The organism is Plantibacter sp. AC185, assembly GCF_979258065.1.
Genome location: NZ_OZ409831.1, coordinates 3093227 through 3105297 on the forward strand (window position 1 = coordinate 3093227; position 12071 = coordinate 3105297).

10 protein-coding genes are annotated in these 12071 nt (G+C 70.7%); 8 read left to right on the plus strand and 2 right to left on the minus strand.

What is annotated here, in order from left to right:
* Nucleotides 1-95 precede the first annotated feature (95 nt).
* The 5 genes from ACZZZB_RS14645 to ACZZZB_RS14665 all read left to right on the plus strand — a co-directional run bounded on the left by ACZZZB_RS14645 (nucleotide 96) and on the right by ACZZZB_RS14665 (nucleotide 7281).
* Nucleotides 96-1457 carry an MFS transporter gene (locus ACZZZB_RS14645; protein WP_285026210.1) on the plus strand — a complete coding sequence of 454 codons (1362 nt, stop codon included), beginning with the start codon at nucleotides 96-98 and terminating at the stop codon, nucleotides 1455-1457.
* 88 nt (nucleotides 1458-1545) lie between these two features.
* Complete coding sequence (locus ACZZZB_RS14650) at nucleotides 1546-2388, plus strand: sugar phosphate isomerase/epimerase family protein (protein WP_192005746.1); 843 nt, start codon at nucleotides 1546-1548, stop codon at nucleotides 2386-2388.
* On the plus strand, nucleotides 2388-3575 hold the full coding sequence (locus ACZZZB_RS14655; RefSeq protein ID WP_463530047.1) for a Gfo/Idh/MocA family protein: 1188 nt from the start codon (nucleotides 2388-2390) through the stop codon (nucleotides 3573-3575). The genes ACZZZB_RS14650 and ACZZZB_RS14655 overlap by 1 nt, the downstream gene beginning before the upstream one ends.
* 102 nt (nucleotides 3576-3677) lie before the next feature.
* Entirely contained in the window at nucleotides 3678-5189 is a 1512-nt protein-coding gene (locus ACZZZB_RS14660) for a cryptochrome/photolyase family protein (RefSeq protein WP_463530048.1), read from the plus strand.
* A 67-nt stretch (nucleotides 5190-5256) separates the two neighbouring features.
* The gene (locus tag ACZZZB_RS14665) at nucleotides 5257-7281 is read left to right on the plus strand and encodes a helicase HerA-like domain-containing protein (protein WP_463530049.1); all 2025 of its coding nucleotides are present in this window, start codon (nucleotides 5257-5259) and stop codon (nucleotides 7279-7281) included.
* A gap of 193 nt (nucleotides 7282-7474) precedes the next feature.
* Here ACZZZB_RS14665 and ACZZZB_RS14670 read toward each other — a convergent pair whose 3' ends face one another.
* Nucleotides 7475-8350 carry an aminoglycoside phosphotransferase family protein gene (locus ACZZZB_RS14670; RefSeq protein WP_463530050.1) on the minus strand — a complete coding sequence of 292 codons (876 nt, stop codon included), beginning with the start codon at nucleotides 8348-8350 and terminating at the stop codon, nucleotides 7475-7477.
* A gap of 399 nt (nucleotides 8351-8749) precedes the next feature.
* On the opposite strand from ACZZZB_RS14670, the gene ACZZZB_RS14675 reads away from it, so the two are divergent.
* A complete protein-coding gene (locus ACZZZB_RS14675; RefSeq protein ID WP_463530051.1) occupies nucleotides 8750-9352 on the plus strand; it encodes a GNAT family N-acetyltransferase in 603 nt (200 codons plus the stop codon).
* Between the two features lie 102 nt (nucleotides 9353-9454).
* Here the strand turns inward: ACZZZB_RS14675 and ACZZZB_RS14680 are convergent, their stop codons facing one another.
* Nucleotides 9455-9988: a hypothetical protein gene (locus ACZZZB_RS14680; protein WP_463530052.1), complete on the minus strand. Its 534-nt coding sequence runs from the start codon at nucleotides 9986-9988 to the stop codon at nucleotides 9455-9457.
* Nucleotides 9989-10167: 179 nt separating this feature from the next.
* Here ACZZZB_RS14680 and ACZZZB_RS14685 point away from each other — a divergent pair, with 179 nt between their 5' ends.
* A complete protein-coding gene (locus tag ACZZZB_RS14685) occupies nucleotides 10168-10836 on the plus strand; it encodes a GntR family transcriptional regulator (RefSeq protein ID WP_137243771.1) in 669 nt (222 codons plus the stop codon).
* A 79-nt stretch (nucleotides 10837-10915) separates the two neighbouring features.
* A complete protein-coding gene (locus ACZZZB_RS14690; protein WP_137243770.1) occupies nucleotides 10916-11926 on the plus strand; it encodes a 1-aminocyclopropane-1-carboxylate deaminase in 1011 nt (336 codons plus the stop codon).
* The last annotated feature ends 145 nt before the right edge of the window (nucleotides 11927-12071 follow it).

The window sequence follows — 12071 nt, forward strand, 5'->3', positions numbered from 1 at the left end:
TCAAAGCCGTGCAGTGATCGGTTTCCCGATCCTGCCAGGACAGCACCACCCGCGGGCCAGAGCCGGTCCGCAGCTCAGCGTTGAGAGGAACTCGGATGTCCAACCCGCCCCGCCGCCCCAAACCCACCGGCCAGCGTGCCTCGAGCGGCCCCTACGTCAGCCTCGTCACCGGCCCGTCGGGGCCGACGGAACGGGCGTCGAAGCGGGTCGTCACCACCATGGCGCTCGCCCAGTTCGGCCTGTTCGTGGCCCTGCTCGCCCCGGTCACCGTGAGCCTGGCCCTCAAGACGCAGCAGCTCGTCCCGGGTGACCAGGCGGCGGTCGTCAACGGCAACGTCCTCTCCATCGCCGCCCTGTTCGCCCTCGTCGCGAACCCGGTGATCGGCCGCCTGTCCGACCTCACCCTCTCGCGGTTCGGTCGCCGTCGGCCGTGGATGTTCCTCGGCGCCATCGGCTTCGTCGCCTCGCTCACGATCGTCGCCCTCGCTCCGAACGTCCCGGTCCTCATCGCCGGGTGGTGCCTCGCGCAGCTGACCGGCAACGCCATCCTCGGCCCGCTGCTCGCGACGATCGCCGACCAGGTCCCGCCGGAACAGCGCGGGAGTGTCTCCGCGAACGTCGGGGTCATGCAGAACGTCGGCATCCTCGCGGCGGCCTTCGTGGCCAGTTGGTTCGTCACCGACATGCTGCTCCTCTTCGTCGCTCCGGCCGTCTTCGCGCTGATCACCGTGTGGCTGTACTGCTTCGTCCTGCCCGACCGCGCGATCACCACCCGTCCGGACGTCGGCGGATGGAAGGGTCTGCTCTTCACCTTCTGGGTGAACCCGCTCAAGCACCCGGACTTCGGCTGGGTCTGGCTCTCACGGTTCCTCCTGACGCTCGCGTCGTTCCTCTTCGTCGCGTTCCGCCTGTTCTTCCTGCAGGAGGAGGTCGGGCTGTCGCAGCAGGGCGCGGTCGACACCCTGACCATGGGTGTGCTGATCTACACGATCGCGCTCGTCATCACCGCGAAGCTCGGCGGTTGGCTGTCGGACCGGATGCTCAACCGCAAGGTGTTCGTCATCGGCTCCACGGTGGTGTTCGCGGTCGGGCTCATCCTGCTCGCCCACACCACGACGGTGCCCATGTTCTACGTGGTCGAGGCCATCATGGGGGCGGCGTACGGCGTGTACGTCGCGGTCGACACCGCCCTCGTCGTGGACGTCCTGCCGAACCCCGACGACGCGGCGAAGGACCTCGGTGTCCTCAATATCGCGAACGCCCTGCCGCAGTCGCTCGCCGGTGCGGTGGGCGCGTTCCTCCTCGGACTCGGCGCGGTCGGCAACAACTACACAGCCCTGTTCTGGGGCGCCGGAGTGATCGCCGTGCTCGGCGCGCTGACGATCCTGCCGGTCCGACACCGCATGACCCGGAACGCCGACGGGACCATCACCGGATCGATCGCGACCCGTGGGTGACCCTGGTCACGCCTCCCGCACCCCGATCACCAGCTCCACTCCATCACCCAGCGACGCCAAGGACGGCGTCAGAACGGACGGCAACACCATGACCGCACCAGCGCTCTCCGTGCAGCTCTACAGCATCAAGGAGCACCTCGACCAGGGACTCGACGACGCCCTCGCCTGGCTCGCCGGCATGGGCCTGCGCGAGGTCGAAGCCTTCGACTTCGTCTCCCGCGCGCCCGAGCTCCGCGAGGCCTTCGACCGCCACGGTCTCGCCGCCCGCACCGGGCACGCGACCCTCCTCTCCGACGAGATCCGCTTCGGCGACCAGGTCATGCCGGTCGCCCCACCGGAGGAGGTGTTCGCGGCAGCGAAGACGCTCGGCCTCGAGATCGTCATCGACGCGTTCGTGAGCCCCGACCGCTGGCTCGACGAAGCCGCCGTCGCCGACACGGCGTCCCGCCTGAACGCCGCAGCGGAGCGCGCCGCCGACCACGGTCTCCGCGTCGGCTACCACAACCACTCCCAGGAGTTCGTCGCATCGTTCGGCGGACGCAGCGCGTTCGAGGTCTTCGCCGACCAGCTGCGTGACGACGTCGCCCTCGAGATCGACCTGTTCTGGGCGGCGACCGCCGGCCAGGACGTCCCCGCGCTGCTCGGCCGCCTCGGCGACCGCGTCCAGGCGCTCCACGTCAAGGACGGCCTGCTGCCCGCCGACCCGTTCGCACCGGGCGCCGCCCCCTTCGTGCCGACGAGTCTCGACCAGCGACCGTTCGGGCAGGGCGAGGTCCCGCTGCGTGAGTCCCTCGCCGCAGCGCCCTCGGCGCGGTTCGCGATCATCGAGTTCGACCACTACGGCGCCGGCGACATCTTCGACGGCATCCAGGCGAGCGTCGACGCGCTCGTCGCCGAACAGCTCGTCTCGACCGAAGCGGCGGTCCGCTGATGGCCGCGGCAGTGCACGGCACGACGCCCGCGGCAGCGCAGGGCACGACGGCACGCGCTCCGCAGGGCAGCGGCCCGGTCGGCGTCGGGTTCATCGGCACCGGCATGATCAGCGACACCTACCTCGAGCACCTCACCTCGTTCCCCGACGTCCACGTCGTGATCCTCGGCGACCTCGACGTCGACCGCGCGAAGGCCCAGGCCGAGAAGTGGGGCGTCGGCGAGTGGGGGACCGCCGACGACGTCCTCGCACACCCGGACGTCGAGCTCGTCGTGAACCTCACGATCCCCGCCGTCCACGCGCAGGTCGCCTCGCAGGTGCTCGCCGCCGGCAAGCACGTGTGGACGGAGAAGCCGATCAGCGTCGACCGTGCGAGCGGGCTCGCGCTCCTCGAGCAGGCCGACGCCGCGGGACTCCTCGTCGGCATCGCGCCGGACACGGTGCTCGGCCCGGGCGTCCAGTCCGCGCGTCGCGCCATCGCCCGCGGTGACATCGGTCAGCCGCTCACCGCCCAGACCGTCATGCAGTACGCGGGGCCGGACATCTTCCACCCGAACCCGGAGTTCCTGTTCGCGAAGGGTGGCGGGCCGCTGTTCGACATGGGGCCGTACTACCTGACGACGCTCGTGCAGGTGTTCGGTTCGGTCGCCTCGGTGTCGGCTGCGGGCTCCCGTGGGCGTGCGACGCGGACGATCCAGCAGGGCGACCGCGTCGGCACCGAGTTCGCCGTCGAGGTGCCGACGCACGTCAGCGCCATCGCCCGCTTCGTGGACGGCGGCGTGAGCCAGAGCGTCTTCAGCTTCGAGTCACCGCTCGCGAAGATGGGCGTCGTCGAGATCACCGGCACCGAGGGGACGCTCGTGATCCCCGACCCGAACATGTTCACGGGCGAGGTGCGGATCACTCGCGCGGCGCCCATCGAGCGGATGCAGCAGGACCCGGAGTGGGAGATCGTGCCGACCGAGGGCGTCCTCGCCGGCCGCGGCACCGGGGTCCTCGACCTCGCCCGGGCGATCCGTTCCGGCGGCACGCCGCTCGCTTCGGGCGCGCTCGGCTACCACGTGCTCGACACGCTCGTCTCGATCGACGAGTCCGTGGTGTCCGGCCAGACCGTCGATGTGGCGAGCCGGGTCACGCCGGTGCCGCTCGTCGCGGAGGACTGGGACCCGTTCGCCGCGACACTCTGAGCGTTGTGAGCCGAGCGGGGCACCGCAGTACAGAACCGAGCAGCATCGGAGCAGGCTGAGCAAGCCCCCGGTGGTGTCCGTCGCCCCACGTACGCTGAGGCGATGGACACCACCGGCCGGAGCGCCGCCGAGCACCCCGATGACGCGGCCCCTCGCCGGCGATGGATCCTCACCGGCCAGCTCGGCCCGGCGTTCGACGACGGCGGACCGATCCTGCTCATCGAATCGAAGTCCACCTTCACGAAGCGACCGATGCACCGGGCGAAGGCGCACCTCTTCCTCTCGGCCATCCGACATCGTGCGGCGGAACTCGGCGACCGGGCGGAGTTCCACCAGGTCGACCGTTACGAGGAGGTCGTCGAGGCCGGCGCCGACCTCGAGGTGATCGACCCACCCTCGTGGACGGCCCGGCGCTTCGTCCGCGCACGTGGCCTCCGGGTGCTCCCGAGTCGCGGCTTCGTGACCTCGGAGCCGGACTTCGCGGCCTGGGCGTCGACGCGGGACGGCAAGCGGCTTCTCCTGGAGGACTTCTACCGCACGGTGCGGGAGCGGACCGGGATCCTCATGCGCGGCGACCAGCCGGAGGGCGGCCGGTGGAACTACGACCACGACAACCGGAACCCGCCGCCGAAGGGAGCCGCCCGGCTCGGTCTGCCCGAGCCGCTGTGGCCCGAGGAGGACGACATCGACGCGGAGGTCCGGGAGGACCTCGACCGCTGGCAGCGCGACGGACTGGTCCAGCTGGTCGGCGACGACGGGCCCCGGCGCTTCGCGGCGACCGCGGCCGAGGCGGAGGCGGCGCTGGCGGACTTCATCGAGACCAGGCTCGGCGACTTCGGCCCGTTCGAGGACGCCATGCTCGGCGGCGACTGGACGATGGCGCACTCCCTGCTGAGCGCGCCGCTCAACCTCGGCCTGCTCGACCCGCGCGACGCCGTCGAGACCGTGGTCGCCGAGTTCCACGCCGGGCGCGCACCGCTGTCGAGCGTCGAGGGCTTCACCCGTCAGATCATCGGCTGGCGCGACTACGTCTGGCATCTCTACTGGCACCTCGGCGAGCCCTACCGGACGAGTCACAACGCCCTCGGAGCACACGAGCCGCTCCCTCGACAGTTCCGCGAACTCGATTCCGCCGCCATCCAGTCCAACTGCCTCCGCGAGACGATCGACGGGATGCGTCGCCACGGTTGGGCACATCACATCCAACGGCTCATGGTGCTCGGCAACTGGGCCCTGCAGCACGGGTACGACCCCGTCGCGCTCAACGACTGGTTCATCGACATGTTCGTCGACGGCACCCCCTGGGTGATGCCCGCGAACGTCATCGGCATGTCGCAGCACGCGGACGGCGGCATCGTCGCGACGAAGCCCTACGCCTCGGGTGGCGCGTACATCGACAAGATGTCCGACTACTGCGGTGGGTGCGTCTTCAATCCCAAGGTGCGGTTGGGCGAGGACGCCTGCCCCTTCACCGCCGGGTACTGGGCCTTCCTCGACCGCGTGGAACCGCGCATCCGGCACAACACCCGTATGGCGCAACCGCTGGCCGGGATGCGCCGACTGTCCGACCTGCGCGCCGTCGTCGACCAGGAGCGCACCCGCGAACAGTGGTGATCGGAGCAGCCGTCCAGCCCTCGCGCGACCCCTCGACCGGTAAGGAACGCGTCGCTAGGCTCGGCACATGACGCCCAGTGATGCAGCATCCGACCCGCAGATCGCCGCACTCCAGGCTGCCGCCGCCCAAGCCCAGGCCGAGCTCGAAGCCGCCCAGGCGCAGGCGGCGCTCGCCGCAGCGAAGGTGAAGGCGGCCGAAGCGGCAGCGGCGCTCGCCGGGGCCGGGATCACGGCGTCGGGCGGTGCCACGGCGTCGGCGTCACCGGTCGAGTCGGCGGCGTCCGGTTCCGCGAGTGACGCGCCGGCCGCCGAGGCCCCAGCTGATGTGCCGGCCGATGTCCCGACCGACGACGCGGTCGGTGCGGACAGCAGCAGCATCGCCCCCAGCAGCAGCAGCGGCGACGGCGCCACCAGCACCGATGACCTCAGTGCCGACACCATCGGCCCGGGCCCGCTCGGCCTCGACGACGTGCTGAAGATCCGCGACGGCTACGTCGTGCACGGCCCGGCGCTCGAGATGGGCGCACTGGTCAACGGGGAACCGTTGCCCGGGGTGCAGGTCCGCATCCCGCTCAGTGTCATGAACCGGCACGGGCTCGTCGCCGGCGCCACCGGAACCGGGAAGACCCGCACCCTCCAGGGCCTCGTCGAGCAGCTCTCGGCCGCCGGCGTCCCCGTGTTCGCCGCGGACATCAAGGGTGACCTCTCGGGCATCGCGACCCCGGGGGAGTCGAACGAGAAGCTCCTCGATCGCGCCCGCGGCATCGGCCAGGACTGGACGCCGGCCGCCACCCCGACGGAGTACTTCGCGCTCGGCGGCGTCGGCAAGGGCGTCCCGATCCGCGCCACCATCGCCGCCTTCGGCCCATTGCTGCTGAGCAAGGTCCTCGGCCTCAACGCCACGCAGGAGTCCAGCCTCGGTCTCGTCTTCCACTACGCCGACCAGGCGGGCCTGCCGCTCCTCGACCTCAGCGACCTGCGCGCGGTCCTCACCTACCTCGCGAGCGACGACGGCAAGGGCGAGCTGCAGGAGCTCGGCGGGCTGTCGGGCGCCACCGTCGGGGTGATCCTGCGCGAGCTCATCACCTTCGCCGACCAGGGCGCCGACGTCTTCTTCGGCGAACCCGAGATCGACACCGCCGACTTCATCCGCCTCGACCCGAGCGGCAAGGGCATCGTCAGCCTGCTCGAGGTGCCGGGCGTCCAGAACCAGCCGGCCCTCTACTCGACGTTCCTCATGTGGTTGCTCGCCGACCTCTTCAACACCCTCCCCGAGGTGGGCGACCCCGAGAAGCCGAAGCTCGTGTTCTTCTTCGACGAGGCGCACCTGCTGTTCCGCGACGCGTCGAAGGACTTCCTCGCGCAGATCACGCAGACGGTCCGGCTCATCCGGTCGAAGGGTGTCGGCATCTTCTTCGTCACGCAGACACCGAAGGACGTCCCGGGCGAGGTGCTCGCGCAGCTCGGGTCGCGCGTACAGCACGCCCTCCGCGCCTTCACCCCAGACGACGCGAAGGCACTCAAAGCGACCGTGTCGACCTACCCGACCTCCGGCTACGAGCTCGGCGAGGTCCTCACCTCGCTCGGCACCGGTGAGGCGGTCGTCACCGTGATGAACGAGAAAGGGGCACCGTCGCCGGTCGCGTGGACGAGACTGCGGGCGCCGCAGGGACTCATGTCGCCCAGTGCCGACACCGCGATCGACGCGGCGATCGCGGCCTCACCGTTGCTCGCGCGGTACGGGACGCCCGTCGACCGCGAGTCGGCGAGGGAGATCCTGACGGCGAAGCTCGAGGAGGCCAACCAGGCCGCGCTCGCCGCCGAGGCCGAACTCGAACGGCAGCGCATCGCGGCGGAACTCGCGAAGCAGCAGGCCGCGGCCGACAAGGCGCAGGCCGCGGCGCAGAAGAAGGCCGACGCCGAGTACGAACGGTTGCTCCGGAAGACCGCCGGCACGACCCGCCGGACGTCGACGAGGTCATCGTCGACGTCGTCGAAGAGTCCGCTCGAAGAGATCCTCGGGTCGAAGGCGACGCGGTCGATCCTCACCGGCGTCGTCGAGGGCATCTTCGGGACGCGTCGCCGCCGCTGAGCTGCTGCTCCGGTCTTCAAGCGGTGTCCCGTCCCCTGAGCGGTTTCCCGTTCCCTGAGCGGTTTCCCGTTCCCTGAGCGGTGTCCCGTTCCCCTGAGCGGTTCCCCGTTCCCGGAGCGGTTTCCCGGTCCCTGAGCGGCTCCCGGTCCCTTGAGCGGTTTCCCGGTCCCTGAGCTTGTCGAAGGGCGCGAACCTACCGGAGGCCGTCCTCGGCGAGGCGGCCGAGCTCGACGGTGGCGCGGGCGTCGTCGAGCAGCCCGTCCTGCAGTGACCACACGGCGGACAGCGCGGAGCGCGCGACCACCCACTCGAGGAGGACGGTTCGCGGCAGGCCGAGCGATCGACGCACCAGCTCGACGCGCTCGGCGAACAGCCGCGGGTTCCGCGCCGTCGCGGGATCGGGGTTGCTGAACATCGCGGTGGCGTCGAAGGCGCGGTGGCCGACGATGCCCTTGGGGTCGATCGCCCGCCAGTCGCCGGGTGCGAACTCGAGCACGTTCATGTGGTGGAGGTCGCCGTGGAGCACGACGACGTCCGCAGGCGTCGTGGTGTCGAGCAGTCGATCGGCGAGCTCCCGCCCACGCTCGAGGAACGCGGCGCTCGCCGCATCGCCGAGGAGGGTGCCGAGGGCTGAGGCGTCGGCGGCGAGCAGCTCGTGGAACCACCGGCGGAGCGTGGGGAGTTCGGCGATGACACCGTCGGCATCGGTCGGCGCCGGGGCGGGGATGGCCGTGTGCAGGGTGTCGAGCACGGAGCACAGGAGCGCGACGGCTCCGAGGTCGTCACCTGCTCGGGTCAGCGAGGAGAGATCACGGCCGCTCGTCGCGCGTTCCAGGACGATCGCGTGGTCATCGCCCGCGAACACCGCTGCACACCCGCCGCCGTCCCACGCCGCGAGCAGCTGACCGCCGAGCGCCTCCTCGTGGACGAGCGGCACCTTGAGCATCGCCGGTCGTCCGTGGTGCGTCACGGGAAGTAGCCGGCTCGACGGCGTCACGATGAGCTCGCCGTCGGGCACGAGCCGCCACTGCTCGACGGCCGCGTCGATGCTCCCTGGTCGCCATGTCACGGGACTCAGCCTAGGCACCCTGTTCGAACCGAGCGCCGACCCATACTCCGGCTCATGGGTCGCCCCTCGGTCGAACCCTTGGTCGCCCCTTGGTCGGCCCCTTGGTCACCCCCTTGGTCGGCCCCTTGGTCACCCCCTCGGTCGGTCCCTTGGTCGCCCCTCGATCGGACCCTGGGCCGCACCTCGATCGGTCCCTGAGCTTGTCGAAGGGCACACGGGTGGACACCGCCCTTCGACAGGCTCAGGGACCGGAGGGTGGTGGAAGGGCAGACGAAGGAACGCCGCCCTTCGACAGGCTCAGGGACCGGGGAGGGCGGGGCTCAGGGACCGGGAGGGTGGGCTTCAGGGACCGGCGAGGATGGGGCTCAGGGATCGGGGTACGCCGGTTAGGCTGGCGCGGTGACCGACATCCGCGCGTACCGACCGTCCGACCGCGCCGCCGTGGCGGCGATCTGCATCCGAACGGGCGACTCGGGGGCGGACGCGACCGGACAGTTCAGCACGGACGACCTCCTGCCCGACATCTACGCCTTGCCTTATGTCGAGCACGAGCCCGAGTTGGCGCTGCTCGTCGACGCCGGCTCGGGTCCGATCGGGTACATCCTGGGCACCGCGGACACGACCGCCTTCGACCGCTGGTTCATCGAGCGCTGGTGGCCGACTGTCGAGGGCAAGTACGCGGCGGCTGCGGCCTCCGGTGCGGCCTCGGAGGACGAACGCGGCATCGTCCGATCCGCGACCGACCGCGGCGGACTGGCCCCGGACCTCCTGGCGCAGTACCCGGCCCACCTGCACATCGACCTGCTGCCGGAGACGCAGGGGATGGGTGTCGGCAGACGGCTCATCGACGCGTTCTGCGAGCTCCTCGCGGAGGGCGGCGTCCCGGGTGTGCACCTCGGCGTCGGTGTCGCGAACACCGGGGCCCAGCAGTTCTACCAGCGGACGGGCTTCACGCGGGTCGACGGCGATCCCGGCGCCCACTGGTACGCGAAGGCGCTCTGACCCGGGCGGTCTCCGACCCGAGGCGGATCCCGCGCGATGCGGCGTCACCCTCGCGCTCCGTCGCGGTAGCCAGGGCAGGCCGACTCGGCGAGAGCAGTTCAGCTAGAGCAGTTCGGCGCGCGCCCAGCGCAGGCGTTCGAGCGGGGTGAGCAGGTCGGGGTGGTCCTCGCGGAGGTCGTCGAGCGAGACCGGCTGGCGAGGTCGCTCCACCGGGCCGTCGTAGGCGGCGACGACGGCCGCGATGCTGTCCGTGCTCCACCGGTTGCTGCGCATGCGGAGGAGTGGGCGGTTCTCGGCGTCGCAGACGAAGAACTGCGAGCTCGCATGCAGACCTCGACCCCGGAACTCGAAGAGCAGACTGCGGCCGATCGCCTCCCGTGGAACGAACCGCTGCCGCCCGACGATGGGCTGCTCGATGAAGCCGTCACGACACACGACGATGCGTTGGCGACGGGACAGGACAGCGACGCCGAGCAGCACGACCATGCCGATGACACCGAGCGTGATGACCCACGTGCGTTCGACACTCGGGCTCGGGCCGACGAGCCAGAGCGAGACGCCCCAGACCGGGAGGACGACGATGGCGGCACTCAGGACGGCGCTCCAGAGCACGCGGGGATGCGGTCTGACCGTCACCGGTTCGTCACCCCGTCGCACCACGCGCTCACCCCCGCCGACCATCGTGGCCTGCTTTCAGTGGGTGGACAATCCGCCATCTGGGGGACAAGTAGGACGAATACCCCATTCTCCGAGCCGGTCCGCCCGGTTGCACCGATGCGCTTGACTTCTCGGTCGTGCGATGTGCAATATATTGCATGCCCGCCCCCGCTCAAGCCAACCCGCATCGCCGCGCGCTCCTCCGCGACGACGTCTATCAGTCGCTCCGCAATGCGATCGTCGACGGCACCTTCACCCCGGGCGAGAAGCTCGTCGACACCGAACTCGAACGCTGGCTCGGCGTGAGTCGCACGCCCATCCGTGAGGCCGTCCTGCGCCTCGCCCGGAGCGGGCTCGTCATTGCGAAACCCGGACGGTCGACCGTCGTCGCCCCGCTCGACAGCCGGGCGACGTTGCAGGCACAGGCGGTCGCCGCCGCCATGCACGAACTCGCCGTCCGTGAGGCGGTGCCGCACCTGAGTGCGGCCGACCTCGACCGCATGCGCGCGGCGAACCGTGACTTCGCAGCCGCGCTCCAACGTGACGACGCCGACGCCGCGCTCGCAGCGGACGACGCCTTCCATGCCGTGGCCGTGGACGTCGCCGGGAATCCGTTCATCCGTGATGCGCTCGAGGCGGTCACTCCGCTGCTGCGCCGGATCGAACGGCTGCGGTTCTCCTCGGTCGCGGCACGCGGGTCGATCGCGCAGCACGATGCCGTCATCGAGCGCTGTGCGGAGGGGGACGTGGATGCGGCGGCCGCGCTCGTCCGGGGCAACTGGACGACCCTCGCCGACCTTGTCCTCGCCCACCTCGACGAGGACTGACCAGCTCGCGCCACCCGACCCGTTTCCCGGCACCGATCGCCACCACTCAGCCGCACCACCGAGACCCAGGAGCCACCACATGTCCCTCAGCGACTTCTCCCGTTACCCGCTCACCTTCGGACCGAGTCCCGTCCACGAACTCAACCGCCTCACCGCCCACCTCGGCGGCGCGACGATCTGGGCCAAGCGCGAGGACGTCAACAGCGGTCTCGCCTACGGCGGCAACAAGACCCGCAAGCTGGAGTACCTCATCCCCGACGCGATCGCGCAGGGTGCCGACACACTCGTGTCGATCGGTGGCTACCAGTCCAACCACACGCGGCAGGTCGCGGCGGTCGCGGCGAAGCTCGGGATGCAGGCGGTGCTCGTGCAGGAGAACTGGGTGGACTGGCCGGACGCGGTGAACGACCGGGTCGGCAACATCATGCTGTCGCGGATCATGGGCGCCGAGGTCCGTCTCGATCCCGCGGGCTTCGGCATCGGCTTCAAGTCGAGCTGGGAACGCGCCCTCGACGACGTGCGCGAACGCGGCGGCACCCCGTACGCGATCCCGGCCGGCGCGTCGGACCACCGGCTCGGTGGTCTGGGGTTCGCGAACTGGGCCGCGGAGGTCGAGCAGCAGGAGCGTGAACTCGGGGTGTTCTTCGACACGATCGTCGTCTGCAGCGTCACCGGGTCCACCCACGCCGGCATGATCGCCGGGTTCGCCGGGCAGGACCGACCGCGCCGGGTGATCGGCATCGACGCGTCGGCGAAGATCCAGGAGACCCGCGACCAGGTCGCACGCATCGCCCGCAACACGGCGGAGCTCATCGGCCTCGAACGCGAGCTCCGCGACGACGAGATCACGGTGTTGGAGGGGTGGGCCGGCGACCTCTACGGGATCCCGGTCGAGTCGACGATGGAGGCGATCCGCCTGACCGGTCGGCTCGAGGGTGTCATCATCGACCCGGTCTACGAGGGGAAGTCGATGGCAGGGCTCATCGACCTCGTGACGAGTGGTGACATCCCGGCGTCCAGCAATGTCCTCTACGCGCACCTCGGTGGGCAGCCGGCGATCAATGCCTACAGCGCCCTCTTCCGCGACTGAGCCGGTGCCCGGCGCCTCGCCCGAGCGGGGTGCCGGCGCGGTGCGCTGAGCCGAGTCGCCGGAAACCGGTGCCAGCGCGGTGCGCTGACGCGAACCCGAGGGAACCGGCGTGAGCGCGGGTCAGGCGACCGAGCGCGCCCCTCCG